At 61.6% G+C, this 26,254-nt stretch carries 24 protein-coding genes, 1 tRNA gene and 6 pseudogenes; 19 read left to right on the top strand and 12 right to left on the bottom strand.

The annotated features are described in order from the left end of the window. Window positions 1-294: 294 nt before the first annotated feature. Genes hemW through rph form a run of 3 tightly spaced genes read right to left on the bottom strand, consistent with a single transcriptional unit; the run spans window position 295 to window position 2,820 of the window. Window positions 295-1,446: a radical SAM family heme chaperone HemW gene (gene hemW / locus QNJ43_RS05280; RefSeq protein WP_300468025.1), complete on the bottom strand. Its 1,152-nt coding sequence runs from the start codon at window positions 1,444-1,446 to the stop codon at window positions 295-297. Continuing rightward, window positions 1,443-2,096: an RdgB/HAM1 family non-canonical purine NTP pyrophosphatase gene (gene rdgB, locus QNJ43_RS05275; protein WP_300468023.1), complete on the bottom strand. Its 654-nt coding sequence runs from the start codon at window positions 2,094-2,096 to the stop codon at window positions 1,443-1,445. Before rdgB ends, hemW begins: the two co-directional genes overlap by 4 nt. A gap of 10 nt (window positions 2,097-2,106) precedes the next feature. After that, window positions 2,107-2,820 (bottom strand): ribonuclease PH, encoded by a 714-nt coding sequence (gene rph / locus QNJ43_RS05270; RefSeq protein ID WP_300468021.1) that lies wholly within the window; start codon window positions 2,818-2,820, stop codon window positions 2,107-2,109. Between the two features lie 236 nt (window positions 2,821-3,056). Between rph and hrcA the strand changes: the two are divergent. After that, window positions 3,057-4,147: pseudogene (hrcA, locus tag QNJ43_RS05265) on the top strand (heat-inducible transcriptional repressor HrcA). An 8-nt stretch (window positions 4,148-4,155) separates the two neighbouring features. After that, window positions 4,156-4,951 (top strand): annotated as a pseudogene (locus QNJ43_RS05260) (molybdopterin-synthase adenylyltransferase MoeB). 202 nt (window positions 4,952-5,153) lie between these two features. Here the strand turns inward: QNJ43_RS05260 and secB are convergent. Then, complete coding sequence (gene secB / locus QNJ43_RS05255) at window positions 5,154-5,630, bottom strand: protein-export chaperone SecB (RefSeq protein ID WP_300468019.1); 477 nt, start codon at window positions 5,628-5,630, stop codon at window positions 5,154-5,156. Between the two features lie 254 nt (window positions 5,631-5,884). Between secB and QNJ43_RS05250 the strand changes: the two genes are divergently transcribed. Both QNJ43_RS05250 and QNJ43_RS05245 read left to right on the top strand, forming a co-directional pair. Then, window positions 5,885-7,231 carry an ActS/PrrB/RegB family redox-sensitive histidine kinase gene (locus tag QNJ43_RS05250; protein WP_300468017.1) on the top strand — a complete coding sequence of 449 codons (1,347 nt, stop codon included), beginning with the start codon at window positions 5,885-5,887 and terminating at the stop codon, window positions 7,229-7,231. Between the two features lie 131 nt (window positions 7,232-7,362). After that, a pseudogene (locus QNJ43_RS05245) lies at window positions 7,363-7,936 on the top strand (ActR/PrrA/RegA family redox response regulator transcription factor). Window positions 7,937-8,336: 400 nt separating this feature from the next. Here QNJ43_RS05245 and QNJ43_RS05240 read toward each other — a convergent pair. After that, window positions 8,337-8,516 (bottom strand): DUF1284 domain-containing protein, encoded by a 180-nt coding sequence (locus QNJ43_RS05240; protein ID WP_300468015.1) that lies wholly within the window; start codon window positions 8,514-8,516, stop codon window positions 8,337-8,339. Between the two features lie 205 nt (window positions 8,517-8,721). Beyond that, window positions 8,722-9,225, bottom strand: coding sequence for an MmcB family DNA repair protein (locus QNJ43_RS05235; RefSeq protein WP_300468013.1), 504 nt, complete (start codon window positions 9,223-9,225; stop codon window positions 8,722-8,724). A gap of 430 nt (window positions 9,226-9,655) precedes the next feature. Between QNJ43_RS05235 and QNJ43_RS05230 the strand changes: the two genes are divergently transcribed. The 3 genes from QNJ43_RS05230 to QNJ43_RS05220 all read left to right on the top strand — a co-directional run bounded on the left by QNJ43_RS05230 (window position 9,656) and on the right by QNJ43_RS05220 (window position 11,225). Beyond that, window positions 9,656-10,120: a hypothetical protein gene (locus QNJ43_RS05230; RefSeq protein WP_300468011.1), complete on the top strand. Its 465-nt coding sequence runs from the start codon at window positions 9,656-9,658 to the stop codon at window positions 10,118-10,120. Then, complete coding sequence (locus QNJ43_RS05225) at window positions 10,057-10,890, top strand: PAS domain-containing protein (protein ID WP_300468009.1); 834 nt, start codon at window positions 10,057-10,059, stop codon at window positions 10,888-10,890. Before QNJ43_RS05230 ends, QNJ43_RS05225 begins: the two co-directional genes overlap by 64 nt. A 258-nt stretch (window positions 10,891-11,148) precedes the next feature. Then, window positions 11,149-11,225: transfer RNA gene (locus QNJ43_RS05220), tRNA-Arg, on the top strand. An 831-nt stretch (window positions 11,226-12,056) separates the two neighbouring features. Here QNJ43_RS05220 and QNJ43_RS26775 read toward each other — a convergent pair. After that, a complete protein-coding gene (locus QNJ43_RS26775; RefSeq protein ID WP_346432865.1) occupies window positions 12,057-12,365 on the bottom strand; it encodes a helix-turn-helix domain-containing protein in 309 nt (102 codons plus the stop codon). 150 nt (window positions 12,366-12,515) lie between these two features. Between QNJ43_RS26775 and QNJ43_RS05210 the strand changes: the two genes are divergently transcribed. From QNJ43_RS05210 to QNJ43_RS05200, 3 genes are all read left to right on the top strand, one after another. After that, on the top strand, window positions 12,516-12,965 hold the full coding sequence (locus QNJ43_RS05210) for a hypothetical protein (RefSeq protein ID WP_300468007.1): 450 nt from the start codon (window positions 12,516-12,518) through the stop codon (window positions 12,963-12,965). An 18-nt stretch (window positions 12,966-12,983) separates the two neighbouring features. Further along, window positions 12,984-13,181 carry a hypothetical protein gene (locus QNJ43_RS05205; RefSeq protein WP_300468005.1) on the top strand — a complete coding sequence of 66 codons (198 nt, stop codon included), beginning with the start codon at window positions 12,984-12,986 and terminating at the stop codon, window positions 13,179-13,181. Window positions 13,182-13,267: 86 nt separating this feature from the next. Continuing rightward, on the top strand, window positions 13,268-13,651 hold the full coding sequence (locus tag QNJ43_RS05200) for a hypothetical protein (protein ID WP_300468003.1): 384 nt from the start codon (window positions 13,268-13,270) through the stop codon (window positions 13,649-13,651). Between the two features lie 82 nt (window positions 13,652-13,733). Here the strand turns inward: QNJ43_RS05200 and QNJ43_RS05195 are convergent. Next, a pseudogene (locus QNJ43_RS05195) lies at window positions 13,734-13,862 on the bottom strand (integrase core domain-containing protein); the annotation flags it as partial. 128 nt (window positions 13,863-13,990) lie between these two features. Next, a pseudogene (locus QNJ43_RS05190) lies at window positions 13,991-14,212 on the bottom strand (transposase); the annotation flags it as partial. Between the two features lie 309 nt (window positions 14,213-14,521). Between QNJ43_RS05190 and QNJ43_RS05185 the strand changes: the two are divergent. The 4 genes from QNJ43_RS05185 (at window position 14,522) to QNJ43_RS05175 (ending at window position 17,525) form a co-directional block, all read left to right on the top strand. Further along, complete coding sequence (locus QNJ43_RS05185) at window positions 14,522-15,574, top strand: four-carbon acid sugar kinase family protein (protein WP_300468001.1); 1,053 nt, start codon at window positions 14,522-14,524, stop codon at window positions 15,572-15,574. Window positions 15,575-15,585: 11 nt separating this feature from the next. Beyond that, a complete protein-coding gene (locus QNJ43_RS05180; protein ID WP_346432864.1) occupies window positions 15,586-16,080 on the top strand; it encodes a FadR/GntR family transcriptional regulator in 495 nt (164 codons plus the stop codon). A 31-nt stretch (window positions 16,081-16,111) separates the two neighbouring features. Then, window positions 16,112-16,282, top strand: coding sequence for an FCD domain-containing protein (locus QNJ43_RS26770; protein ID WP_346432863.1), 171 nt, complete (start codon window positions 16,112-16,114; stop codon window positions 16,280-16,282). 181 nt (window positions 16,283-16,463) lie between these two features. Beyond that, complete coding sequence (locus tag QNJ43_RS05175; RefSeq protein WP_300467999.1) at window positions 16,464-17,525, top strand: Ldh family oxidoreductase; 1,062 nt, start codon at window positions 16,464-16,466, stop codon at window positions 17,523-17,525. 78 nt (window positions 17,526-17,603) lie between these two features. On the opposite strand, the gene QNJ43_RS05170 is transcribed toward QNJ43_RS05175, so the two are convergent. The 3 genes from QNJ43_RS05170 to QNJ43_RS05160 all read right to left on the bottom strand — a co-directional run bounded on the left by QNJ43_RS05170 (window position 17,604) and on the right by QNJ43_RS05160 (window position 20,414). Continuing rightward, window positions 17,604-18,605 (bottom strand): adenosine kinase, encoded by a 1,002-nt coding sequence (locus tag QNJ43_RS05170; protein ID WP_300467997.1) that lies wholly within the window; start codon window positions 18,603-18,605, stop codon window positions 17,604-17,606. A gap of 82 nt (window positions 18,606-18,687) precedes the next feature. Continuing rightward, the gene (locus QNJ43_RS05165) at window positions 18,688-19,578 is read right to left on the bottom strand and encodes a prephenate dehydratase (protein ID WP_300467995.1); all 891 of its coding nucleotides are present in this window, start codon (window positions 19,576-19,578) and stop codon (window positions 18,688-18,690) included. 59 nt (window positions 19,579-19,637) lie between these two features. Continuing rightward, window positions 19,638-20,414 carry a 3-deoxy-manno-octulosonate cytidylyltransferase gene (locus tag QNJ43_RS05160; RefSeq protein ID WP_300467993.1) on the bottom strand — a complete coding sequence of 259 codons (777 nt, stop codon included), beginning with the start codon at window positions 20,412-20,414 and terminating at the stop codon, window positions 19,638-19,640. A gap of 390 nt (window positions 20,415-20,804) precedes the next feature. Here QNJ43_RS05160 and QNJ43_RS05155 point away from each other — a divergent pair, with 390 nt between their 5' ends. The 5 genes and pseudogenes from QNJ43_RS05155 to QNJ43_RS05140 form a co-directional block, all read left to right on the top strand. After that, window positions 20,805-21,398, top strand: a complete 594-nt coding sequence (locus QNJ43_RS05155; protein ID WP_300467991.1) for a cytochrome c family protein — start codon at window positions 20,805-20,807, stop codon at window positions 21,396-21,398. A gap of 244 nt (window positions 21,399-21,642) precedes the next feature. After that, window positions 21,643-23,514, top strand: coding sequence for an extracellular solute-binding protein (locus QNJ43_RS05150; protein WP_300467989.1), 1,872 nt, complete (start codon window positions 21,643-21,645; stop codon window positions 23,512-23,514). Continuing rightward, window positions 23,511-24,065: pseudogene (locus QNJ43_RS26765) on the top strand (ABC transporter substrate-binding protein); the annotation flags it as partial. The gene QNJ43_RS05150 and the pseudogene QNJ43_RS26765, both read left to right, overlap by 4 nt. A 71-nt stretch (window positions 24,066-24,136) precedes the next feature. Continuing rightward, on the top strand, window positions 24,137-25,237 hold the full coding sequence (locus QNJ43_RS26760) for an extracellular solute-binding protein (protein ID WP_346432892.1): 1,101 nt from the start codon (window positions 24,137-24,139) through the stop codon (window positions 25,235-25,237). Window positions 25,238-25,480: 243 nt separating this feature from the next. Further along, a partial coding sequence (locus QNJ43_RS05140; RefSeq protein ID WP_300467987.1) for an ABC transporter permease subunit occupies window positions 25,481-26,254 on the top strand: 774 nt, incomplete at its 3' end.

The following is a 26,254-nucleotide window of genomic DNA, read 5'->3' as shown; positions in this document are numbered from 1 at the left end:
GAAGCACGGCAAGCCCAACCGAAAGCGACGCAGGAGCAGGTAATTGCCTAAGGGTAAGGCAGAAAGTAAACCGCCTAAGGAAATGGCTTGGAAGGGATTTCGGAGAGATATTCACGGCCCGTTCTTCCCGGAATTAAGCCTAGAACAAGGCACATTTTGTCCAAGACTGTCATCCCCGCCTGCATGGGGATGACAACCGTGCTCGTATCATTGGTTTTTTGAGGAAGGCGCGCCAGCGCCCGTCTCGAAGTATGGGCCACAAATTCAACAGGGCGGCCAATCGGCCACGCGCGCTCAGGCCACCAGATCGGCCACCACGGCATCCAGCACGAAGAACCCGTCGTGGGTGGCGCGCACGCGGGTGTCGCCCATCCGTTCCACCATGCCGTGGAAGATCAGGTCGTTGAGACGGCGCGGATCGAGGTTGCGGCCCGACAGCCGCTCGTAGCGGGCGAGGTCCACGCCCTCGTTCAGCCTCAGCCCCATGATCAGGTATTCGTCGCCCTGCTCTTCCATGGTCAGGACCTGATCCTCGACCATCCCGTGCCCGCGTTCCTCGACCTTCTGCAGCCAGGTTTCCGGGTGAAGCTCGGTGGCCGTGGCGCGCTTGCCGTTGCCACCCGTCAGGCGCCCATGCGCGCCCGGACCGACGCCGACATAATCGCCGTAACGCCAGTAGACGAGATTGTGCCGGCATTCCGCACCCGGAACCGCATGGTTGGATATCTCGTAGGCCGGCATGCTGTGCGCTTCGCAGGTCGACAGCGTCATCTCGTAGAGATTGGCCGCAGCATCCGGATCGGGCACGACGAGCTTGTCCGCTTCGTAGAGTTTGAAGAAGGGCGTGTCATGCTCGATGGTGAGCTGATAGAGCGACAGGTGGTCGGCGGCGAGCCCGATGGCCCTCTCAAGCTCCATGCGCCAGGCTTCCGGCGTCTGGCCGGGTCGGGCATAGATCAGATCGAAGGAGAGACGCGGGAAGGTCTCGCACGCCATATCGATCGCGCGAAGCGCAGTGTCGACGTCGTGCAGTCGGCCGAGGAAGCGCAGATCAGGGTCGTTGAGCGCTTGAACGCCCAGCGAGACGCGATTGACGCCCGCCGTGCAATAGTCGCGAAAGCGTTCCGCCTCCACACTCGACGGGTTCGCCTCCATCGAGATCTCGACCGTATCGGACAAACGCCAGTTCTTCGCGACCGAGTTCAGAATGGCTTCCACGGTCTGCGGTTTCATCAGGGAGGGCGTGCCGCCGCCGAAAAAGATCGACGTGACCTCGCGCCCGCGCGTCTCGGCCCCGAAATGGGCAAACTCGATCGCGAAGGCGTGGGCAAACCGCTCCTGATCGATCGCCTGATGGCGAATGTGGGAATTGAAGTCGCAGTAAGGGCATTTGGCCGCGCAGAACGGCCAATGGATGTAGATCCCAAATCCCGAGTCTTGCGTCATTTGGCGCGTGCAGGCTCCAGGCAGGCGTCGGCGAAAAGCTTGAAGGCGCGGGCGCGATGCGACAGTGGATTGGCATCGCCCGACGTCCGGCCGTGCTTTTCCTCCGCGCTCATCTCGCCGAAGGTGCGCTCATGGTCTTCCGGCTGAAAGGCGGGATCGTAGTCGAAACCCTGATCACCGCGCGGCGGCCAGACCATCGTGCCTTCGATCTCGCCGCGAAACGTCTCCATGTGGCCGTCCGGCCAGGCAAGACACAACACGCAGACGAAACGCGCAGTGCGTTTGTCCGGGCTTGTGGCTCCCGCCTGCTGGAGCTTTTCCTCCACGTTGCGCATGGCCATGGCGAAGTCCTTCTCAGGCCCCGCCCAGCGTGCGGAATAGATGCCCGGATCGCCGCCCAGCGCATCGACCGCAAGGCCGGAATCGTCGGCAAGCGCGGGCAGGTCGGCAGCCGTTGACGCCGCGCGGGCCTTCAGTTCCGAGTTCGCCTCGAACGTAGTGCCCGTCTCTTCCGGCTCGGGCAGGCCAAGATCTCCGGCGGAGACAACTTCCATGCCGAACGGCTCCACCAGCGCACGGATCTCGCGGAGCTTGCCCTTGTTGTGGCTGGCAAGCACGAGATGGCCGGGCGTAAGCGTACGAGCGGTCATTGCGAAATCCTCAAAGGATCGCCATCTTCTGAAGGTCGACGAGGCGGGAAATGCCGCCCTGCGCCAGCTCCAGAAGGTGATTGAATTCGGCGACGGAGAACGGCGCGCCTTCGGCCGTCCCCTGGATCTCGACGAGGCAGCCGGAGCCGGTCATGACGAAATTGGCGTCCGTGTCGGCGTCGCTGTCCTCCAGATAGTCGAGATCGAGGACCGGCTTGCCGGCATAGATGCCGCAGGAAATCGCGGCGATGTGATCCTTCAGCACCGGCTTGGTCAGCATGTCGCGCGCCCGCATCCATTCGATGCAGTCGTGCAACGCGACCCAGGCACCGGTAATGGAGGCGGTGCGGGTGCCGCCATCGGCCTGCAGCACGTCGCAATCGACGGAGATCTGACGCTCGCCCAGCGCTTCCAGATCGACCACGGCGCGAAGCGAACGGCCGATCAGGCGTTGGATTTCCTGGGTGCGGCCGGACTGCTTGCCGGCCGACGCCTCGCGGCGCATGCGCTCGCCGGTGGCGCGCGGCAGCATGCCGTATTCGGCGGTCACCCAGCCGCGGGCCTGACCGCGCAACCAGGGCGGAACGCGCTCTTCGAGGCTTGCCGTACACAGGACGTGCGTATCGCCGAACTTGACCAGGCAGGAGCCTTCCGCGTGCTTGGACACGCGGCGTTCAAGGGTTACTGGCCTGAGTTCGTCTTCGGCGCGTTTGGAAGGTCGCATGCAAGCTCTCCGTTTCGGCGGGCCGCCCCTGGTTTTCCGATGCGACGGGCGCTCGCCCTTTCGGGCGGCGAACGAGGGCCGCGCCGGGATCATTGGCTGCCTTGTAGCCGCGCCGGACAAGGTGCGTAAAGGGCCCTTGCCCACTTGTCGTCATTTGGGACTAAATATCGTCAATCCGGTTGCCCACCGGGTTGTCCGTTCCATCGGGCATCTAATCGGGGCTTTGAGAGAAGAACATGCAAGATCTGAGCAAGCCATCCATTTCCATCGAGAACCCGGGCGGAGGCTTGCGCGACCTGGACGACCGGTCGCGCGAGATCTTTCGCTCCATCGTCGAAAGCTATCTGGAAACCGGCGAACCCGTGGGATCGCGCAACGTTTCGCGCATTCTCCCGATGAGCCTGTCGGCGGCCTCCGTGCGCAACGTGATGTCGGATCTGGAGCATCTCGGCCTGATCTTTGCGCCCCACACCTCCGCCGGTCGCCTGCCGACCGAACTGGGCCTGCGCTTCTTCGTCGACGTGCTGCTGGAGGTGGGCGATGTGACGCGCGACGAACGCGAGGCGATTGAGGCCCGCGTCAAGGCATCGGGCGACATGCGCGGCGTTGAGCAGGTGCTCACCGAAGCCAGCCAGATGCTGTCGGGTCTCTCGCACGGCGCTGGCGTGGTGCTCACCCACAAGTCCGACACGCGCATGAAGCACATCGAATTCGTCCGTCTGGAGCCGACCAAGTCGCTGGTCGTGCTGGTGGCGGAAGACGGATCGGTGGAAACCGCATCATCAACCTGTCGGAAGGCCTGCCCGCGTCCGCCCTGTTGGAGGCGTCGAACTATCTCAACGCTCATATCCGCGGCCGTACCCTGTCGGAATCGCGCACCGCGCTGGAAACGTTGCAGGACCAGCGCCAGGCGGAAATCGACGAGTTGACCCGCAAGCTCGTCGATGCCGGACTTGCGACATGGGCGGGCAGCGAAACCGGGCGCCACGACACGCTGATCGTGCGCGGCCGTTCCAATCTCCTGGATGCCGCAACGGTAGAGGACATGGAGCGAATTCGCCTGCTATTCGATGACCTTGAAAGCAAGCGCGAGTTGATCCAGCTTCTTGGAGCGGCGGAGCGCGGAGAGGGAGTTCGCATCTTCATCGGGTCTGAGAACAAGCTGTTCTCGCTGTCCGGTTCCTCGCTGATCGTCTCGCCCTACCGCGACAAGGAGCAGCGCATCGTCGGCGTTCTCGGTGTCATCGGGCCGACGCGGGTCAACTACGCGCGCGTCATTCCCATGGTCGATTACACCGCCAAGGCCGTCAGCCGACTGCTCGGATAGGAATTTTCATGTCCCTTTCGCCTGAGGAACTGGAACGCTACGCGCGACATATCATCTTGCGCGATGTGGGCGGTCCCGGCCAGCAGAAGTTGAAAGCCGCCCGCGTGCTGATCATCGGCGCAGGTGGTCTCGGCGCCCCGCTCATTCAGTATCTTGCCGCCGCGGGCGTCGGCACGATCGGCATCGTCGATGACGACGAGGTCTCGCTGTCGAACCTGCAGCGCCAGATCATCCACGACACCGATGCGGTCGGGCAGCCGAAGGTGGAGAGTGCCAAGGCAGCGCTCGCCCGCCTCAATCCGCATGTAACCGTGGAAGCGCACAAGACGCGCATTACAGCAGAGAACGCACAAGCGCTGATTTCCGGCTACGACATCGTCGCCGACGGCTCGGACAACTTCACCACCCGCTACTGCGTGTCCGATGCCTGTTTTCTACGCAAAAAGGCCGCTCGTGACGGCGGCTATCGGCCAGTTCGACGGGTCCCTGACGACGCTGAAACCCTATCTCAACGGGCCGGACGGCAAGCCGAACCCGACCTATCGCTGCCTCTTCCCCGATCAGCCGCCGGAAGGATTGCTGCTGACCTGCGTCGTCGCGGGCGTGCTGGGCGCCTTGCCGGGCATCGTCGGCACCATGCAGGCGATGGAGGTGATCAAGGAGATCGTCGGGCTCGGCGAGGATCTCGTCGATCGCTTGATCCTGTTCGACGCCCGCTCCATGCGCATGGAAACGATCCGCTACGCCTGGTCGGCGAAAAACCCGCTGAACGGCGAAGCCGCACAGGCCGCCGCGCAAGGGTAGAGCGCACTTCGGGGTGTTTGGCAGAACTCACCTCTCCCATGGGGAGAGGGGGCGGATACGGCCGCTTTCGTGATTGGCTTACCTGCGCCCATCGCAAAGGATGAGCCACAAGCCGCGCTCGAAAAGCGCCCTTGAACGCATCAGCGAATACGAAAAGGGGCGCCGTCGGCGCCCCTTGATCTTTCCAGACCGCTTGCGGCGATCAGTTCAGCGACTGGGTGTTGCCCTGCGCCATGTTCTGCCGGTAGAGCGCGGCGAAATCGATTGGGTCGATCATCAGCGGCGGGAAACCGCCGTTGCGTGTGCAGTCGGAAATGATCTGGCGCGCGAAGGGGAAGAGCATGCGCGGGCACTCGATCAGCACGAAGGGGTGCATGTGCTCCTCGGGGATGCCCTGGATGCGGAAGATGCTGCAATAAACCAGTTCCACGGCAAACATCGCCATACCGTTCGACACCGCCTTCGCTTCCAGCGAAAGGGTCACTTCGAACTGACCGTCCTCGTGCTTGGTCGCGCTGACATTGACGTTGATGTCGAGCTGCGGCTGCTGCTGACTGGGGCGGAGCGTCGCCGGTGCGTTCGGGTTTTCGAACGAGAGGTCCTTGATGTACTGGACCAGAATGTTCATGGCGGGCTGCTGCTGCTGGGTGCCCGCGGCGGGCTCGTTCGTGTCGCTCATCGAGTGTCGCTATCCATGTGTTGGTTCTGGTGGCGGGCCGCGATACGGGCCAGCCTCGATGCGGCTGGCTACCATGTCGGGCAGGTGTGAGACAAGCGATCTGGCGCGCAACAAGGCTCAAAACCGGTCGTTTGAAGCAAAAATGCCGTTACGGCACCATGAAATAGTCGGATTACAATGGCTTGGCGTAAGGCGACAAGGCGGTCTATTCAGAAGAGAGAAATATTTTCTGAGCGATGCGAAACAGAGCCTTCGTGTTCGGCACAGCCCCTGCCCGCAATGATTTCGGCGAAAGGCTGCTGAAGCTCGATACGCTGGTTCGGCTGCGCTGGCTGGTGATTGCCGGGCAGACGGCGGCGGTTCTCGTCGTGAATTACGGGTTCGGCTTCAAGGTTCCTCTGGGCCTGGTCTTCGCGCTGATTGCGCTGTTGGCCTGGCTCAACCTGTTTCTGAAGCTCGTGCGCGCCAAGGTGCAGCGCCTGCCGCAACGTTGGGCCGCCGTGTTGCTTTGTTACAACGTCCTGCAACTTTCCGGCCTGCTGTTCATGACCGGCGGGCTGGGCAATCCCTTCTCGTTGCTGCTGCTCGTGCCCGTCACGGTTTCTGCCGCAGCCCTTCCTCCCCGCGACACGGTCGCGCTCGGCGGGGTCGTGGTGATCGCCGCAAGTCTTCTCGCCTTCTACCAGTTGCCTCTGCCCTGGCAGGAAGGCGAGGTTTTCGAACTTCTCGGCATCTATCAGTTCGGCGTGTGGACGGCGCTTGTCGCCATCCTCGCCATCCTCGCCTTCTACACGTTCCAGGTGGCCGCCGAGGCGCGGCAGTTGTCGCAAGCGCTTGTAGCCACCGAACTGACGCTGGAACGCGAGCAGCATCTTCACGCCCTTGACGGTCTGGCGGCGGCTGCCGCGCACGAACTCGGCACGCCGCTGGCGACCATCGTGCTCACCGCAAAGGAACTGGAAATGGATCTGCCGGAAGGCAGCAGCCAGCGTGAGGACGTCACCCTGATCCGCAGCCAGGGTGACCGTTGCCGCGAGATCCTGCGCAAGCTCACCTCGCTTTCCAGCGATCAGTCGTTCCTGAGCCTGCGCCTGTCGCATCTGGTCAAAGAGGTGGCGGATCCGCATCGCGCTTTCGGCGTCACCATCACCATCATCAAGGAAAGCGACGAGGGCGAGCCGACGGTCCGGCGCAATGCCTCAATCCTCTACGGGCTCGGCAATCTTCTGGAAAACGCTGTCGATTTCGCATCCAGCGCCGTCAGTGTCCGGCTGAACTGGAGCGATGCGAACGTGTCTGTCACCATCGCCGATGACGGACCGGGCTTCGCCGATGAAGTGATCGATCGGATCGGTGAACCTTATGTCACGACGCGGGCGCGCTCGCGGGCGCGGCCGACGGAGGTGGCCGCCCAGGCGAATGCCGGCGGCCTCGGTCTTGGTTTCTTCATCGCCAAGACGTTGCTCGAATGCACGAGCGCTCGCCTGTCGTTGCGCAATAGCCTGGAGGGAGGCGCGGTCGTGCAGATCGTATGGCCGCGCATTGCGCTGGAGAGTGCAGAGGATTCCGCAGCTGCGACGGAGGAAGTGCGGTTCGCGTGAGCGGAACGCCGCAGAAATGCAGCGACAGGGGGGAGGAACGGATGGGGAGGCTCGATTGCCCAAGGGCGTCGATTCTCTTATAAGCGGGGTGTATGGGGTTGCTCTGCCTCCCAGAATTGCAGGAAATACAAATGACAGACGATGTGCCGAGTGAGCCACTTGAAGGCGATTTTGCGGGTGCTCGCCTTCTGATCGTCGACGATGACAAGCCGTTTCTGCAGCGGCTGGCTCGGGCGATGGAAAAGCGCGGCTTTGAAACCCTCACTGCGGATAGCGTTGAGGAGGCAAAGACCCGGATCGCGGCCGAACCTCCTGCCTTCGCAGTGGTTGACATGCGATTGGGCGACGGCAACGGTCTCGATGTGATCAGCTCCTTGCATGAACACAATCCCGATGCGCGCGCCATCATCCTCACCGGATACGGCAATATTGCCACGGCAGTGACCGCCGTGAAGTTGGGTGCGATCGACTATCTGTCGAAGCCTGCGGATGCGGACGATATCTTCGCCGCGCTGACCCGCAAGCTCGACCAGATGGCTCCCCCGCCGGAAAATTTGATGTCGGCAGACCGAGTGCGCTGGGAGCATATCCAGTCCAGCGCGTTTATGAGCTTTGCGACTGCAATGTCTCGGAAAAACCGCCCGTCGGTTGAACATGCATCGCCGCACGCTGCAGCGTATCCTGGCCAAGCGCGCTCCGCGCTAAGCAGGGCGTGCCCGAAAGTGATGCGTTGAGCAGAAGGTCGTCATGACCGTATCGTTGCTCGGGCGAGCCCGCCTGAGCGAGCGGGGGGGTGTTTGACGCCGTCGATTCCGACGCAATCGTCATGGCGCCGGGGAACGGCTCAGCTCTCGCTTCCGGTGGGAGAGCAGCCGCACCTCCGGTAATTTGCTCTCGCCACTTTCGTGCACAGCCGGTACCAAGGGCATTCTTCGCAAGCCTGACGAATGGTCCCTTGCGCAAACGCGCTGCGCAGGCGGTACACGATGTCGTGGTTCAGTACGATCCGCGTGCCCTCGCCGATCTCGCGACCGAGTAGCTGCGTGATCGCCTCCATAGCCCGTCCGTCGCGCCCGCTCACGCGCGCCAGGAAACAGTGCGGCTCCTACTCCTCCGCAATCAGCGCCCGGCAGATCGCATCGGGCCCGCGAACGATCTCAACCTCTTTGCCCGAATTGAGTCGTTCCACGACCTTGTCGTAGGCGGCGGAAAAGGTGGCGCTGTAGCCGTTCCCGACATAGGTCAGCAGACACAGAAGGTGGTGGCCACGCAGTTCGACAGTCATTGTTCATCCATTCGGGGCATATCCATTCACGATGTCGCACGGCGGCCGGTGGAGGTGCGGCGCGGCAATCGTTTCAATCGGCTGCGAACGATAGCGTTTGAATAGGGTATTGCAACGATTGCGAATTTTCCGGACCTCGTTCAAGACCCTTTGACGCGTCCGCTCAATCGCGCCTCAGTATGGCCGGGCGCCCTGTCCGTTCCGTTCAAAGCCCGAACCCGCTACTGGCCTCGCCGCGTATCATCGCCGGATCCATCAGATCGTGCAGGCGGTTTGCCGCGCATTGGGCAAGCTTCAGCGTCAACACCTTGCGCCTGGAGGCAGGGAGCGGATGCTCAGGTGCCTGGCGCAGGACGTCGGCGCCGAACCTGTCCGACATGATCAGTCCCGTCTCCTGCGGAAAGATGTCTGCCGGCACTTCCGGGTGGGTGGTGAAAAAAAGCCTGTCGCACCAGGTCTGATAATCCGGCCATTTTGAATCGGAGCGGAAATCGGCGACCGAGGATTTCACTTCCACGATCCAGATCTCTCCCTTCGCGCCCATGGCGATAAGGTCGGCGCGTCGTCCTGTCGGCAAGGTGAATTCCATCACGCAGGCCGCGCCCGAGCGCCGCAAAAGCCGCGAGACCCCGCGCGGTGCCATGAGCGCCGCCTCCGATTGGCGCCCGTCGATCAGCCCGGCGGCGATGGATTGTTCGAAAATGTTCATGGCATCTGGTTCCAGATAGCGAGGCGCTATTGTTCTTGCTATGTTCGGAAAAATCAAGAATGTGGTCGAGGCGTCTGTCGCGGGGCAATGGTTCCGGCCTGCGCAATTCACGGTCGGTCGAGAGAAAAACAACCGGAAGATCTGTTGTGAATCCGGATGTAACCGCACGTTGATGATGATGAGCGGTAACACATTGTTCACCTACCTCAGCGCGAGCTTTCTTCTCGTACTTTTTCCATGTCGTTGAAAAATATTATTTGAAAACAAGGCGATAAACATCTGTCGATTTTCGAAATCCGGACAATGAAACCTATCTGGAAAACGGAATATTAAGGGCTTGGCGGTTACAGATACGCCGGAAAAGTCGTGCGCACGGAGAAACGCGGATAAGGGGTTTATGGCCGAAGCAACTCAGCGTAAGGCAAAGCCGATGGCGACTGCTTCGGAGACGAAGATGTCGCCTGAAGGGAAAAGCGTGTTTTTGGGCGGCGGTGCGTCGATGGATTCGGAGACGGATGGTCTCCTGTCGCTGCTCCGTGTGGCGACCTGGGTTTATGACCCCCACAAGAACACGATTACCTGGCAGCGCATCTTCGCGGAGACGCCAGGGGAAATCCGCCCCCAGTCGACCGAGCGCCTGAGCGACGTCGTCTCCCGTTATCGCGAGGAAGAGCGCTCCAATCTGCTGCGCCATTATGAATCGGCGCTGCGTGACGGCCATCACGGTCCCGTGCGTTTCACGGTCATGAACCGGGTCGGAATTCCCACTCACATCGAAAGTGCTGCAATCCGTGCGGAAACGAAATCCGGCGCGCCCGTGGTGCGCGGCGTGTGTTCCGCAACTGCGAGGACGAGGAGGATGTCGGGCGCGAAGTGGCGCTCCAGGACGCTCTGACCTTGCTGAACCGGCTGATGTCCATGTCGCCCTCCGCAATTCTGTTGCTCGACGGCAGCGGCCTGATCCACTCCGCCAACCCCGAGTTCCTCCACACCTTCCGCATTTCCGACGAGCGTCTGGTGGTTGCGCGCCATATCCGCGCCTCGGCGAATGTCCTCGGCAAGAGTTTCGTCGCTGCTATTTCGGCTTTGCTGGATAACGGCAAGACCGCGGTTAAGGCCCAGCAGCGCTTCCAGCTCGCCGACAATTCCACGGTGACGCTGAACTTCCGCTGCCAGCGTTTCGGCGTGGATGACAGCGGCCAGAGCATGCTGTTTGCGGGCGAGGTGACCGATCCTGACGCGATCAACATGGGCGCGGTTTTCGACCGGCTTCCGACGCCCGCGATGGCGGTCAGCCAGGAGGACAACGTCATCATGGCGGCAAACGCCGCCGCCTTGCGCGCCTTTGGCCTGCGGCGCGAACATGTGGGCAACGACACGATCACGCAGATTTTGATGCGTCTCGACGATTTCAACCAGATCCGCACGGACATCGAGTCCGACGGCGGCGAAGCGGGCCTTGTCTGCCCGGTGCACAGTCTTCTGGGCGGCGCGCTCAACTATCAGGTCAAGGGAAGCGCGTTCACCGACGACGAGCGCATGTTTCTGGTGCTGGAGTTTCACAACACCAAGGCGCATGCCGGTGAGCGCGCCAAGACGCCTGCCCGTGGGCCGACCCCGCGTAAGGGCCTGTTGAGTCGCGTCGTGGATCATCTGGATTTCTAGCCAAGTCCGGGCCCTCACCGCCGCCGTCGTCCCGCGCCCCGAGGTCGATCCGATCACCCGACGAGCGTGCCCGCTGATGCGCGGACCAATGGCCCGCCGCGGGATCGTGTCGTTCTGAGCGTTGCGCGCCGGATTGCCGATGCAGGGATCGTGATCTTTGCGTTCGGGTTGAAATATCGGGCGGTCAATCCGGTTGCCTGCGACGATTGATTAGGCTATGCAACACACACCCGCGCGCGCCGTTGGCGCTGACGCCATGCACCCGTAGCTCAGCTGGATAGAGCGCTGCCCTCCGAAGGCAGAGGTCACAGGTTCGAATCCTGCCGGGTGCACCATCCATCCTACGGCGCAATAAGGTATTAATTTTGTTAAGCTTTTGAAATTGCCTTCGGAAGGCCTTGCACCTCCTTGTTCGTACCCCCTTCGTACCTCCATTAGTTTGGGCTTGGCGTCGTCGAACCCGCACGGGATGGACGCGTATCGGAGGGGCAGAGCGATCATATCCGCTCGAAGAGCGCGCGGATTGAGACTCAGTCGTGGTACGGGGGCTGCTCTGGGAGTGGCTGGCGGGGTGAGGGAAGGATGAAAGTCGTTCACCGGAGGGAGATTTCTTTCCGTTTCCCAATTTACCGGGAGACGACGAACTGAGGTCAAAGAAGTTAGCCGCAATGAAGGGAGTGCGGTTCTTCGGTGCCTCTCCTCGGGTGGCGGTTTTGGGGCCGAGAGGAGATCTGCAGGTATCGGCCCAATGTTCAACAGAACAGACACTCGTATCGGGTTTATGCATGGACGTTGCCAGGCCTGAACCGACTAACTAAGACACCGAGGACGTTCGAGGGGAGCAGGTCAGGGAAATCGTTGCAGCTCGTTCTCAGGTACCCTCAGCCCATCCAGAAGCAGGGCGACCTGCGTCTGGTCTGCATCGGATCGTCTGGATACCGGTAAGCGCAGAGGTTGCCTATCGCAAACATCAGGTCCTCGGCACTGGACCCCCTGGCGGATTTCATCCGCCTCAGCTGCAGCATCCAGCAACTCGGCCAGTGTTGGGAGCAGCGTTGATTTGAAATGAGCGAACAAGCCATCATAGGCAGGCTCACCGCTGTTTAGAGCGGCCGCCAGCCCGTGCTTCGTGTCAAGGAACGTCACGAAGCGGTCAATCCAGAGTCTTAAAGTGCTTCTTCCGGCTTATAGGTTTGGGCAATGGTCCGGGCTTTCTCCGCACACGCATCGACTTCACGCCTGAAGACGGCCACGACGAGATCGGCGCGCGTGGGATAGTGCCGATAGATCGTACCCACATCAACGCCCGCGGCTTCAGCGATCTTCCGCATGGGCACATCGACGCCTGAGGAGTTGAAGGCATCCCTTGCGGCCTTCAGCAGTGCCTCGATGTTGCGTCGCGCATCGGCTCGAACCGGACGATCGTGGGAGACGGTCATTGGTTCCCGATGCCCTTCCTCAAACTTGTCTACCATTATTTGCCTTGCTAATTTGACATGTATTCCGTATAAACGAAGTATCGTCCCTTTTATTACAGTTCCGAAGCGGCTTCCAGACTACCTCAATTGCCGATGACCGGTGGGGAGCAGGCTGCTTGGCAACGTTTTCAGGAGTCGAAATGACACATGAACCTAGTCTCTTCCTCAAAACAAAAAGTTCTGATCGCCGCAGGCACATCAATGTTGCTGCTCCTGAGTTTTAGCGAGACGGTCCATTCGATTTCCCTTGCCCCAAGTGCTCGAAAACCGGTGGGCGAAGAAGGGAATTTCCCCGTGAACCAGAGCATGCCGTTCGTCAGCTACACTTCAGTTACGTTCGATGTTCCAGACCGCCCCATGCCCCTAGGCGTGAAGGTTTCGATGCCTGTTACCGGTGCGAACCTTCCGATCATCCTGCTGTCGCATGGCCACGGGGAAACGAATTACGCATCCTCCCTGCACGGATATGGCCTGCTGGCGGACTTCTGGGCGGCGCATGGTTTTGTTGTCATCCAACCCACCCACTTGGACTCCAAGGTTCTCGGTCTTCGGAGCAGTGAGTTGCCGGATGCCCCAACTTTTTTTACGACCGCGTGATGGACTTCCACTAACATCTTGGACCATCTCGACACGATCGAGGCAACCGTCCCCGGTCTGTCCGGGCGACTTGACAAGGATAAGGTCGCTGCCGTCGGCCACTCTGCGGGTGGTGGAACAGTGGGCTTCCTGATGGGCGCGCAGGTTCTTGATCCCAACGATCCTCGCGAAAAGGACATCTCCGACAAGTACATCAAGGTGGGGGGCGGTTCCTGATTGCTCCTCCGGGTTAAGCCGACAGCGAGACGTCATCGGCCGCCGCATCGCGCTCCGCGCAGTTGCGATACACCAACTTTTCCAAGATGACCGGAACAGCCTTGATCATCGCAGGAGATCTGGATCTGAACCTGGCTTTCTCTACCCGGCTCAGCTACCGCTGGGACGCCTACAGCAAGAGCCCCGCAGGCAACAAGATCCTGCTGACCTTTATCGGCGCCAAGCATATATTTGGCGACATTTCCGGCTATGACTTCTCCGAAACGATGGATGAGAACCCGGCACTTGTTCAGGCGGTGCGTTCCCATATCTGCGCTCGCAGCTCTACCCGGGCGACACTGCATGGCGTGACGCCGTGGCGGCTTTGGCAAGGAATGATGCCGCGATTGCGAAGGTCGAGAGCCGCTAAGATTACGTTGAAGTGCTCCCCCGATTTGGATCGTCCCGGACTGGAATTTGCCGGGGGCTGACGCAGGGAGCCAATGCCGCCGATGTGCCTTTCATGAGTGCGATCGACGGCTTGTTGCCGACGGCACCACGGGGCTGGACCGTGTTGTTGTCCTCACGCCATTCCTCGATTTTCATGCGGGCGTCGTCAAGCGTCAGGAACCCGTGTGCGTTGAGGCATTCTCCGCGGAACTTGCCGTTGAAAGACTCGATATCAGTGGGGTTTCCCGGTCGCCGGTTGGCATGAACGAAATTCATGGCCCTGACATCGTTGGAATACACCGCCTTTGTCCGGTCCTCCCGACGCAAAAGAACATGGACCGCCGGTAGGCCCCGGATGAAGTTCGGGGCAGGCTTCAGAGCTTTTTTGACAGCACGTTCTGCAGCATTGTCTTGTCGAGCGTCAGGTCCGCGACGATTTTCTTCAGACGATTTTTCTCCTCTTTCAGTTGCCGCAATCGCTTCACCTCCGACGGGGCCATGCTGCCATGGCGCTTGCGCCAGTTGCAGAAGGTTGCGTCGCTGATGCCTGCCTTCCGGCACACGCCAGCAACTGGTGTTCCTTTATTCGCCTGACGCAAAATGACGCAGCGGCATCCGTCTTCGTTCTTGTTTATCGTGACCGCAATTCCGTTTGCTTGATGCCGTTGAGGCATCAAAACTGCTGGAGATATGGATATTTGTCATCCCTTATGTCCGCATCCTGCCATCGAAATTGTCGCAGGGCGCGGCGGGGCGGGTGGAAAAATCTGTCGAAACAGATAATTATTTTGTTTAAAATCCATCCTTGCCAAGCCGGATGAATAAAAATACAGGTTTACAAACAATCCGCGCACGATGCGGTATACCTTCGCGAGTCCTCTCGCGGCGCGGCTTGGGAAATGGCGTTTGAAATGACACAGGTTCTCATCATTGCAGACGATCTGGCCGGTGCGCTCGACAGCTCGGTGGCATTTGCCGAGCGCGGTCTGCGGGTGATCGTTGCCCTCGATCCCGGGCATCTTGCCGGTGCGCTGGCGCAAGGCGCCGATGTCGTCGCCCTCTCGACGGGATCGCGCGAGCTGTCGGATGAGGACGCCGCCGCCGCTGTTGGGTGGGCCTGCGAGGTTGTCGGTCGTTTCGACGGCATCTTGATGAAAAAGGTCGACAGCCGTCTGAAGGGCCCTGTCGCTGCCAAAGTCGATGCGCTGAGCGTTTCGGTGCCGCGTCCGGTTCTGCCCGCGCCCGCGATTCCGCGCCTGGGCCGCTTCGTGATCGATGGTGCGGTGACCGGGGTCGGGGTCGAGACCCCGATCGATGTCTCCGAAATCCTCAACCGGCCCGTGGCCATTCCCGACATTCGGCGGGACGAAGATTTCGACGAGATCCTTCCCGACGATCTGGCCGGGACGCTGTTCATAGGCGCGGTCGGTCTGGCGCACGCTCTTGCCCGTCGGCTCGTTCCCGCCAGGGGCGACGATCCGGCGCGCGCGCCGCTGGCGATCGCGGCTCCCGTTCTCGTCGCCGTCGGGTCCCGCGATCCAATAACGTTGCGGCAGATCGCTGCATTGGATATGGACGTGCTCGTCTGTGCGCCGAACGGAGCTGGTCCGGACGTACAGCGGGGGGATCTCTTGGTCGTACAGATGGTTGAAGGCGCGCAGAAGGTTGCCGCGCGCGATGCCGAAAACCGGTTTTCTTCCGGGGTCGGCGCGCTGGTCGAACGGCTTGCGCCGGCGACACTGTTTGCCTGCGGCGGAGAAACGGCCGCCGCCATTCTGCGCCGGCTCAATGTCGGCCTGCTTGAACTGAAGGGAGAAGTCCTGCCCAGCCTTCCGGTTTCCCGCGCCCTTGACGGGCCGGTCAGGGTGGATGGCGGGCTGGATGTGGTCACAAAATCGGGCGGCTTCGGAGAACCGGACACGCTTGTTCGCCTGTTGAGTGCGGTTGCGGATCGCGATCTCTGAAGGAAATCAGAATGAAGCAGCGCAAGTCGCTTGCAGATCGGGTTTATCATTCACTGTTCAGTCGTATTTCGAACGGCGATTACCCTGCGAACCAGAAATTGCCGCCCGAAAATACCCTGTCTCAGGAATTCGGCGTGTCGCGGCCGGTCTTGCGCACGGCACTGGAACGGTTGCGCCAGGAAGGGCTGGTCTATTCTCGACAGGGCGCGGGAAACTATGTCCGTGCGCCGCAATCCACGCCCGTCGGCTTCGCCCGTGTGGAGACGCTGGCCGATATCCAGCGCTGCTACGAATTCCGTCTCAATCTGGAAACCAAGACCGCCGAACTTGCCGCCGAGCGCCACAATGACGAGATCCTGAACGAGATCGAGCAGGCGCTCGACCTGCTGCGCGACGCCACCGGCTCGCAGCAGCACCGCGAGGATGCGGATTTCGATTTCCACCTCGCCATCTCCAAGGCGTCGAACAACCAGTATTTCGAGGCGACGCTCTGCGCGATCACGTGAACGTGGGCATGGCGCTGCACGGCAGACGCTGATGCGCGACGGGGCGAAGAGCCTGGAAGCCGTGCTGCAGGAGCACACGGCGATCTATGAGGCCATTCGCGACAGGAAGCCGGAAGAGGCGAGCCGGTTGATGCAGGCGCATCTGGAACATTCTCGCGATCGGTTGTTCGGCGGCGGGCTGATCGATCTCACGATGAAATAGGCTGCACGGGCGAAGCACATGGCTTGGCCCGTGCGGCTCTCCATGCCGCTACGTGACCGTCGCATATCGTCGGTGAGCGGTCTCATGGTATTGTTTTTCTTGTCGCTCTTCCGCTAAACAACGTCGCGAACGAGAACCTGCCGAGCGGCCGGAAACAGCTGGCCGCGGGCGAAGGAGCCCCATGAGCGAGACCTCTCGGCGCGTGACGCCGCTTGCAGCCGTCGATTTCTGCGTTGATCTGCTGAGCCATGCCGGATTGTCCGGTGCGGATGCGGCGGTCGTTGCCGCCTGCCTCGTGCGCGCGGACCTGCGCAGTATCAACACCCACGGCATCACCCGCATGCAGGTCTACATGGAGCGGCTGAGCGACGGTCTCATCAACGCAAAGCCCAATCTGAAGCTAACCAAGCTGACGCTGGTCGTCGGACATCTGGATGGGGACAACGGACTCGGCTTCCTGGTTGCGACCCGCGCCATGGATGAAGCGATCAAGATGGCCGACGAGTTCGGCATCGGTATGGTCGCAGCCAACCACTCCAATCACTACGGCGTGGCGGCAGCCTACATTCTGCAGGCTGCCGAGGCCGGGTTCATCTCCTTCGCCTTTTCCAATGGGCCTGCGGCCATGCCTACCTGGGGCGGCCGCGCGCCGCTTCTGGACACCTCGCCCTTTGCCGCCGGTGCGCCGTTGGAAGAAGGCGCGCCCTTCGTGCTCGATTTCTCGCCCGCCATCACCACGCGCGGCGCGATCCGCCGTGCCATGCGCCACGGCACGCCGATCGCTCCCGGACTGGCGCTCGATGCGGAAGGCCGGCCGACCACGGACCCCAAGGCCGCCTTCGAGGGCGTCGTTCTGCCGATTGGCGGGCCGAAGGGCTCGGGACTGGCGATGCTGATGGACCTGATGAGCGGCGTGTTCGCGGGTGCGGGCTTTGCCGGCAGTGTCGGCGATCTCTACGGCGGGGAACGGCCGCAGGATGTGGACCACATGTTCATGGCGATCAAGCCCGGCCTGTTCGTGACCCCGGATGGATTCAGCGAGCGCATAGAAATCCTAGCGCGCACGGTGCACGAGCTGCCGCGCGCCGAAGGTTTCGATGAGGTCTTGATGCCGGGCGAGCGCGGCGCGCGCTGCGAGGCAACCTATCGCTGCGACGGCATCCCCTGTGCGGACGAGGATATCGCGATGCTGCAGGAAACCGCACGTACCTACGGCACGGCGCCCCTGGCGATCCTGCCGTAATCCGTTCTGCAATTTCCGATAAAAAAACGGGCGGTTTCGAAAAACCGCCCGTTCGTGTTTCTGCAGTGGTTTTCGTGATCAGACGTCGAAACCACTCTGGGTGGCAAGCGTCTTCAGCGAGCCGTTGGGCCGTGCTCCTACGTGGCCGATCACTTCCGCGGCCGACATGCAGCCGAGTTCCGCACAACGCTGGAGCGGATAGTCGCGCGCCAGGCCGAGCAGGAAGCCAGCTGCGTAAAGATCGCCCGCACCGGTCAGATCGACCACCTCATCGACTGGGTTGGCGCGCACCTGATAGGTCTTGTGGCGGGTGACGGTGAGCGATCCCTTTTCCGACAGCGTCACGGTCGCGAGCTTTGCATCCTCGCGCACCGCGTTGACCGCGGTGTGAATGTCGGACGTTTCGTAAAGCGCCTTCAACTCGTGTTCGTTGGCGAACAGGATGTCGACGTCGCCGTTTCTCACCAGATCCTGGAACTCTCCGCGGTAACGGTCGACGCAGAAGCTGTCGGACAGGGTGAGCGCGGTCTGCCGTCCGGCGGCATGCGCCATGTCCATGGCGCAGCGGAACGCCTCCTTGGCGGTCGGCGGATCCCACAGGTAGCCTTCCATGTAGGTGATGGCGGATGCGCCCACGACCTGCGGGTCGATGTCGTCGGGGCCGAGTTCGGTGCACGCGCCCAGATAGGTGTTCATGGTGCGCTCGCCGTCCGGCGTGATCAGCACCATGCAGCGGGCGGTGGGATTGCTGCCGATCAGCGGCGGGGTGGCGAAATGCGCGCCGATGTCGCGCATGTCGTGGCCGTAGGCATCGCCGAGCTCGTCGTCGGCGACCTTGCCGATGAAGGCAGCCTTGCCGCCCAACGAGGCGAGACCGGCAATGGTGTTGCCGGCGCTGCCGCCCGACATACTGACGGCGGAGCCCATCTTCCCGTAGAGACGTTCGGCCTCCTCGGTATCGACAAGGCGCATGGAGCCCTTCACCAGGTTCTCTTTGACGAGAAAGTCGGATTCGACATGGGCGAAGACGTCGGCAATGGCGTTGCCGATACCGAGAACGTCATAAGTCAGATCGGTCATTCAGATGTCCGTTCGTTGGTGGTCGGAAGGGGTGAGTTTGCCGCAAAACGGCCCGCTTGCGCGGGCCGGTGATACGAAGGGGTCAGATCCCGGGCGTGGGTCTCAGGGCCCGGTTGGCTTCCGGCTCACGGATTTTGTCGCGGAAGGGGCTGGCGCGGTAGACGCCCAGCATCTTGAACTCGGCGCAGAAGAACTTTAGTTCCTCCAGAGCCAGCGCGACGTTGTGCTCGTCCGGGTGACCCTCGATATCCGCATAGAACATTGAGGCGAAGAACTGCCCTTCCAGCTGGTAGGATTCCAGTTTGGTCATGTTGACGTTGTTGGTGGCAAAGCCCCCGAGCGCCTTGTAGAGGGCTGCCGGCACGTTGCGCACCCGGAAGATGATCGTGGTGATAACGTGCTGTCTGTTGTCGGCGGCGCGCATGTCGTTGCGCGCCAGGATCAGGAAGCGTGTGGTGTTGTGGGCCGCATCCACCACATCCCGGGCGAAGATTTCAAGCCCGTAGGCCTCTGCGGCCAGATCCGGGGCAAGCGCCGAGGCGGTCAGATCGTTGCGTTCGGCGATCTGTCGGGCGGACCCGGCCGTATCCGCGCCCACCACAGCGGTCAAGCCCAGGCGGCGAATCAGCTTGCGGCACTGGCTGAGCGCCATGATGTGGCTCTGCACGCTCTTCAGTCCCTCGATGGTGGCGCCCGGAGGCGCCATCAGCTGAAAGCGGATCGGCATGAAATATTCACCGATAATACGCATGGAAGAGCGCGGCAGCAGGTGATGGATATCGGCCACCCGTCCGGCAACCGAATTCTCCACCGGGATCATGCCCAGCTCGGCTTCGTCCGATTCCAGCGCGTGAAAGCAGTCTTCGAAGGTCGCGCAGGGAACCGACTCATAGTCGGGATAAACGTCCCGGCAGGCCATGTGCGAATTCGCACCCGGCTCTCCCTGGAACACGATCTTCTTCATATGCGGCATGATTGCTAAGGTCCTTGGGACTTGGGGGACTTCTTGTACCAATTATCGGTTTTTTGTGATCAGGCCTTGTCGGCGACGGCCAGTTCCGCAAAAGCGGCGCGCACGCGGTCCAGGTCCTGAGGCGTGTTGACGTCCATCGGCGTTGCCGGAACCAGGCTGACGTCGATGCGCATGCCAGCTTCCAGGGCGCGAAGCTGTTCCAGCTTTTCCCGCAATTCAAGCGGCGAAGGCGGCAGGGCGACGAAACGCTCCAGGGTCGCGCGCCGCCAGGCATAGACGCCGATATGCTGGTAGAGCGGCCCCTCCCCCGTCGGTGCCGTGGCGCGGGTGAAATAGAGCGCGCGATGGCGGCCGCCCTCGATCGGCGTGGTCACCGCCTTGACGAAGCTGGGATCCTGTCGGCCCGCCTCGTCGCGGATCTCGATCATGATCGTTCCGATATCGACGGCCGGATCCTTCAGCGGATCGAGCGCTGCGGCCAGCGAGGCCGGATCGATCAGCGGCACGTCGCCCTGAAGGTTCAGGATGATGTCGCAATTCTGATCGGCCTTCTTGACGGCTTCGCGCACCCGGTCGGACCCGGAGGCGTGGTCCTTGCGCGTCATCACCGCGCGTCCCCCGGCCGCCTCCACCACCGCGCAGATGCGCGCATCGTCCGCTGCGACCACGACACGGCCCAGATCGGCTTCGCGGGCGCGATCAAGGACTTGTACGATCATCGGCTTGCCGGCGATATCGGTCAGCGGCTTGTCGGGCAGGCGCGAGGAGGCCATGCGCGCCGGGATCACCACGAGAACGCGCGGGGGGCGGGCGGAGCTACCAGTGGAAGCAGACATCAAGGAAAGCACTCCTGGATCGATGCGGAGATCGACGCGGGGCCGACGGGGCCGGCCGGCGATCCGCGGCATCGATCGGGTTCAAAGTCTTGGAACGGCGTCGCTGCGTCTCCGGCAAAGCGGCTCGTCCTTATCGGGGCCTTCGGGGACGCATGGGCAGTTCCGGCGTACCGGCGGGAGGGAGCGTGCGGGATCTCAAATGCCTTCCGCCGCGCTCTTCATATCACGCTCTTGTACCAATGACGCAGGAAGTGGTTATTTTATACCTATGGACAGCGACGTCAAAAAATTTGTAGTTTCCGGCGATTTTGGAGAAAAGATGCTGACAGGGACGGGGAGGGTTGCTGCCGGTCGCTCCCTGGCGGTAAGTCAAGCGGAGAAATGGCCGACATGGATAGCTTCGAGCTGAACAAGATCGCCGGAGCAGTTCTGCTCTCCCTTCTCGTCATCATGGCGTTGGGGGTGACGTCCGACATTATCTTCGACAGCCATAAGCCTGAGGTTCCCGGTTATCCGATCGCTGTGGCGTCTGCCGATGGCGCAGGGGAAGGGGCTCAGCCTGCCGAAGAGGAAGAGCAATTGTCGCTTGCCCAGATGCTGGCGAAGGCGGATGCGGGCAAGGGCGAGAAGGTCGCCAAGAAGTGCGTCGCCTGCCACACGTTCGAAGAGGGCGGCGCCAACAAGGTCGGCCCGAACCTGTGGGGTGTGGTCGGCCGTGTGCCCGCCGGCCACGAGGGCTTCAAGTACTCTTCCGCCATGATCGCCTTCGCCGAAGAGCATCCGGAATGGACCTTCGAGCAGATCGGCGAGTTCGTCACCAAGCCGAAGGATCACATCCCCGGCACGGCGATGTCCTTTGCCGGCCTTTCCAAGGCCGATGATCGCGCGGACCTGATCGTCTACCTGCACACGCTCGATGAGAACCCCAAGCCGCTGCCCGAGCCGGACGCCACGCCCGCCGAGGCTGCTCCGGCCGACCAGTAGGGCTCTTGGCCCGTAGGCTCTTGGCCCGATAGGGGGGCTGATACGGGATCGGGAAGGGCCGGATCGCAGTTGCGTTCGGCCTTTTTCATGACCGTCTTTCGCAATTGCCGGTGAAGCGTCCGCCTCCGCGTTACGAGGTGAGCTTGAGATCATGAAATCTTCGTAATTTGTGATACGCGGCCAACCGTGACCTAGTAGGTACTCGCGCCGGTTTGGTGATTCACCTTCATGCTGCCGAGGATCAATGCCTGGATTTTTCTCCCGCACTCTCCTTGCCGCCCTCCTGCCTCTCTTTGCTGCCACGAGCGGGATCCTCGCCGCCTCCGCAGCCGATGACGGGCCGCAATGGGTACACGCGACGGCGCTGACAGGCACGCCGAAATACGGGCCCGATGTCGACCATTTCGATTACGTCAATCCCGATGCGCCCAAGGGCGGGCGTGTGCGGCTGGCGACGCAGGGCGGCTTCGACACGTTCAATCCGATCCTGCCCCGCGGCAATCCCGCGCCCGGCATCGGGCTGACGATGGACTCGCTGATGGAGCCGGCGCTGGATGAACTGAATATCTCTGCCGTATACGAGCTGATCGCCGAGGCCACCCGGCATCCTGCCGACGATTCCTGGGTGGAATTTCGGCTGAATCCGAAGGCACGCTGGTATGACGGCACGCCGATCACCGTCGAGGACGTGATCTGGAGCTTCAACAAGCTGGTCGAGATCAATCCCTCCCAGAGCTTCTACTATCGCAACGTTGTCAAGGCGGAGAAGGTCGCTGACGGCGTCGTGCGGTTCACCTTCGACGTGAAGAACAATCGCGAGCTGCCGAACATCATGGGTCAGCTTCCGGTTCTGCCGAAGCATTGGTGGGAGGGAACCGACGCCAACGGCAAGAAGCGCGACATCTCCAAGAGCACCCTTGAGCCGCCGCTGGGCTCCGGTCACTATCGCATCAAGGACTTCGAGGCAAACCGCTGGGTGGTCTACGAGCGGGTGAAGGACTACTGGGCCGCCGATCTGCCGGTGCGCAAGGGGACCAACAATTTCGACGAGATCCGCTACGATTCCTACCGTGACACGACCGTGACGTTGGAGGCCTTCAAGGGCGATCAGTTCGATTTCCGTCAGGAGAACAGTGCCAAGAACTGGGCGACCGGCTATGACTTCCCTGCCCGCAAGGAAGGCAAGGTCATCCTGGAATCCTTTCCCGATAAGGCGCGCGGCGTCATGCAGGCCTTCGTGATGAATCTGCGCCGCGACAAGTTCAAGGACGAGCGTGTACGCGAAGCGCTGAACTACGCTTTCGATTTCGAGACCGCCAACCGCACCACCTTCTACGGTCAGTACAAGCGCATCGACAGCTACTTTGCGGGTACCGAACTGGCCTCTTCCGGCCTGTCGAAGGGCAAGGAGCTGGAAATTCTGGAGAGCGTGCGCGATCTCGTCCCGCCTGAGGTCTTCACCAAGCCCTATACCAATCCTGTCGGCGGCGATCCGCAGAAGATGCGCGCCAACCTGCGCAAGGCGCTCTCCCTGTTGAAGGAGGCCGGGTACGAGCTGAAGGGGCAGCAACTGGTCAACGGCAAGATGGGCGAGCCGCTGGAGATCGAATTCATGGACAACAACCCGAATTCCGAGCGCTACGTCCTGCCGTTTGCCAACAACCTGAAGCGCATCGGCATCACGCTGACCATGCGGGTGCTGGACACGCCGCAATATATCAATCGGATCCGCAGCCGCGATTTCGACATGACGACGCTGGCCTGGGGTGAATCGCTCTCGCCGGGCAACGAACAGCGCGACTACTGGGGCTCGGAAGCAGCCGACCGCAATCAGTCGCGCAACTATGCGGGCATCAAGGACAAAGGCGTGGACGCGCTGATCGACAAGGTGATCTTCGCCAAGACGCGCGAGGATCTGGTCGCCGCAACCCATGCGCTCGACCGGGTTCTGCTCGCCCATCACTATGTGATCCCGCAGTTCTATCTCGACGTCGACCGCACCGCCCGCTGGGACCGGTTCGGGCACCCGAAGAACATGACCGGATACACAACCGGCTTTCCCGAGATCTGGTGGTGGGACAAGGAAAAGGCCGCGAAGGTGGGAGACCCGCGATGACGCGTGGCTTCAGCCGCCGCACTGTTCTGACGATGAGCGCGGGCGCCGTGCTCGGATCTCTCCTGCCGCTGAGCGCGCTTCGCGCCGAAACGGAGACGCGATCGGGCACGCACCACGGCCTGTCTGTCTTCGGCGATCTGAAATACGGGCCTGATTTCAGACATTTCGAATATCTCAACCCTGATGCGCCCAAGGGCGGAACGATGGCCTTCACGCCGCCGGATTGGGGCTACAACCAGAACCCGCTCACCTTCGATACGCTCAATTCCTTCGTCTTAAAGGGCAACGCCCCGCCGCGCATGGAACTTTGCTTCGACATGTTGATGACCCGTGCGCTAGACGAACCCGACGCCATGTACGGCCTGGTGGCGCAAAGCGTCACGGTGTCGGATGACGGTAACGTCTACGCCTTCCGCCTGCGCCCCGAAGCGCAGTTCCACGATGGCACGCTGCTTACCGCGCATGACGTTGCCTTCTCGCTGATGTTGCTGAAGGAAAAGGGGCACCCGGCGATCATGCAGACGATTGGGGAAATGGTCGAGGCGCGCGCGGTTTCCAACGATCTTGTCGAGGTGGCCTTTTCCGGCAAGCAGCCCGCCAGCTTCCCCTCACCGTCGCAGCGCTGCCGATCTTCTCGCGCGCCTATTACCAAACGCACGACTTCACCGCCTCCACCTTCGAGCCGCCGCTCGGCTCCGGCCCCTACAAGGTCGGCAGCGTGGATGTGGGCCGCTCCATTGAATACGACCGGGTGGAGAACTGGTGGGCACGCGATCTGCCCGTTTCGCGCGGCGCCTACAATTTCGATCGCTTACGCATCGAATTCTACCGCGAGCGCGATATCGCGTTTGAGGCCTTCAAGAAGGGCAATCTGACCTTCCGCGAGGATTCGTCTCCAGACCTGGGGACCGGCTACGATTTCCCCGCCATGCGCCAGAAGCGCGTGATCAAGACGACCTATCCGGATGGGCGCCCGTCGGGAGCTCAAGGGTGGTTCTTCAACACTCGGCGCAAGAAGTTCGCCGATCCGCGCACGCGCGAGGCGATCGGGCTCGCCTTCGATTTCGAATGGACGAACGAGCCCCTCTTCTACGGGCTTTATACGCGCACGAACTCCTTCTTCGAGAACTCTCCCATGAAGGCGATGGGAAAGCCCTCGCCGGAGGAGTTGAAACTGCTGGAGCTTTTCCGCGGCCAGGTGCCCGACGAGGTTTTCGGTGAGGTCTGGACCGCTCCCGTCTCCGACGGCTCGGGCCGTGATCGCAAGCTGCTGGGCCGTGCGAACGCGCTTCTAACAAAGGCGGGATGGATCCGGCAGGGCAAGCAACTGATCGATGAGAACGGCCAGCCGCTAACGATTGAGTTTCTCGCCAATTCACCGAGCTTCGAGCGGATCGTCCAGCCTTTCGCCAATGCGCTCATCCGCCTCGGCATCGATGCGCGCTTCCGCCTTGTCGATCCCTCGCAGTATCAGGCCCGCCTCAACAATTTCGACTTCGATGTCACCAGCCGACGCTACGCACTGGCGGCCACGCCCGGCGAAGCGATCCGCGAGTTCTGGGGCATCCGGTCGGCGACGACGGCGGTAAGTTCCAATCTTGCGGGCATCGCCAGCCCGGCGATCGATGCGCTGATCGAAAAGGTCATCCATGCGACATCACGCAAACAGATGACCATCGCCGCGCGCGCTCTTGACCGGGGCCTGAGGGCCGGACACTACTGAGTGCCCAACTAGTACAAGGCCAGTCATACGGTCGCCTATTGGGACAAGTTCGGTCAGCCGAAAGAGCCTCCGGTCTACGGTTTTCCGGTTGAGACCACGTGGTGGTACGACCAAGACAAGACGGAGCGAATCGGCAAGCTTGACTGAATTTCCGCCCCTGCCGAATTCATGACGTTTTCCGAGTCCAATCGCAGATAAAGGCCATCGCTTCCGGCCAAATGACACGAAACGAGATCCTCGCCTATGGGCGCCTATATTCTAAGACGTCTGCTTTTGATGATCCCGACCATCATCGGCATCATGGCGATCAATTTCGCTATCATTCAGTTTGCTCCCGGCGGCCCGGTTGAGCAGATTATCGCCAAGCTGCAGGGCACGGACGTGTCCGCAACCTCGCGCATTTCCGGCGGTGGCGGCGATTTCGGCGGCCAGCAGGCCCAGGCGGGCGGCGGCGGGGAATCCATCAATTCCAAGTATCGCGGCGCGCAGGGGCTCGATCCGGAATTCACCAAGTCGCTGGAAAAGCAGTTCGGCTTCGACAAGCCGCCGCTCACCCGCTTCGGCGAGATGCTGTGGAACTATGCCCGCTTCGATTTCGGCGAGAGCTATTTCCGCGATATCTCCGTCATCGATCTGATCAAGGAGAAGATGCCGGTCTCCATTTCGCTGGGGCTCTGGATGACGTTGCTGTCCTACGGCATTTCCATCCCCCTCGGCGTGCGCAAGGCGGTCAAGGACGGCTCGCGCTTTGATGTTTGGACGTCGGGCGTCATCATCGTCGGCTACGCCATTCCGGGCTTTCTCTTCGCGGTTCTCCTGATCGTGCTCTTCGCAGGCGGGTCGTATTTCGACTGGTTCCCCTTGCGCGGCCTCGTTTCCGATGACTGGGAAAGCCTGTCCTGGGGCGTGCGTATCGTCGACTATTTCTGGCATCTGGTTCTGCCGCTCACCGCCATGGCGCTGTCGGCCTTCGCCACCACCACGCTGCTGACCAAGAACTCGTTCCTCGACGAGATC

The sequence above is a fragment of the Breoghania sp. genome, assembly GCF_030066895.1.
Lineage (GTDB): Bacteria > Pseudomonadota > Alphaproteobacteria > Rhizobiales > Stappiaceae > Breoghania.
The sequence above is the reverse complement of the archived record's forward strand: the minus strand, read 5'-3'. Positions and strand labels throughout refer to the sequence as shown.

Coding starts and splice junctions, on each gene's coding strand:
- hemW (WP_300468025.1), bottom strand. CDS start 1,446: ATGACGCAAGACTCGGGATTTGGGATCTACATCCATTGGCCGTTCTGC.
- QNJ43_RS05175 (WP_300467999.1), top strand. CDS start 16,464: ATGAGCGAGACCTCTCGGCGCGTGACGCCGCTTGCAGCCGTCGATTTC.
- QNJ43_RS05185 (WP_300468001.1), top strand. CDS start 14,522: ATGACACAGGTTCTCATCATTGCAGACGATCTGGCCGGTGCGCTCGAC.
- QNJ43_RS05235 (WP_300468013.1), bottom strand. CDS start 9,225: ATGAACATTTTCGAACAATCCATCGCCGCCGGGCTGATCGACGGGCGC.
- QNJ43_RS05210 (WP_300468007.1), top strand. CDS start 12,516: ATGAACCTAGTCTCTTCCTCAAAACAAAAAGTTCTGATCGCCGCAGGC.
- QNJ43_RS05165 (WP_300467995.1), bottom strand. CDS start 19,578: ATGCCGCATATGAAGAAGATCGTGTTCCAGGGAGAGCCGGGTGCGAAT.
- QNJ43_RS05180 (WP_346432864.1), top strand. CDS start 15,586: ATGAAGCAGCGCAAGTCGCTTGCAGATCGGGTTTATCATTCACTGTTC.
- QNJ43_RS26775 (WP_346432865.1), bottom strand. CDS start 12,365: ATGGTAGACAAGTTTGAGGAAGGGCATCGGGAACCAATGACCGTCTCC.
- QNJ43_RS05170 (WP_300467997.1), bottom strand. CDS start 18,605: ATGACCGATCTGACTTATGACGTTCTCGGTATCGGCAACGCCATTGCC.
- QNJ43_RS05240 (WP_300468015.1), bottom strand. CDS start 8,516: ATGACTGTCGAACTGCGTGGCCACCACCTTCTGTGTCTGCTGACCTAT.
- QNJ43_RS05155 (WP_300467991.1), top strand. CDS start 20,805: ATGGATAGCTTCGAGCTGAACAAGATCGCCGGAGCAGTTCTGCTCTCC.
- QNJ43_RS05230 (WP_300468011.1), top strand. CDS start 9,656: ATGGCGACTGCTTCGGAGACGAAGATGTCGCCTGAAGGGAAAAGCGTG.
- QNJ43_RS05200 (WP_300468003.1), top strand. CDS start 13,268: ATGACCGGAACAGCCTTGATCATCGCAGGAGATCTGGATCTGAACCTG.
- rph (WP_300468021.1), bottom strand. CDS start 2,820: ATGCGACCTTCCAAACGCGCCGAAGACGAACTCAGGCCAGTAACCCTT.
- QNJ43_RS05150 (WP_300467989.1), top strand. CDS start 21,643: ATGCCTGGATTTTTCTCCCGCACTCTCCTTGCCGCCCTCCTGCCTCTC.
- rdgB (WP_300468023.1), bottom strand. CDS start 2,096: ATGACCGCTCGTACGCTTACGCCCGGCCATCTCGTGCTTGCCAGCCAC.
- QNJ43_RS26770 (WP_346432863.1), top strand. CDS start 16,112: ATGCGCGACGGGGCGAAGAGCCTGGAAGCCGTGCTGCAGGAGCACACG.
- QNJ43_RS05160 (WP_300467993.1), bottom strand. CDS start 20,414: ATGTCTGCTTCCACTGGTAGCTCCGCCCGCCCCCCGCGCGTTCTCGTG.
- secB (WP_300468019.1), bottom strand. CDS start 5,630: ATGAGCGACACGAACGAGCCCGCCGCGGGCACCCAGCAGCAGCAGCCC.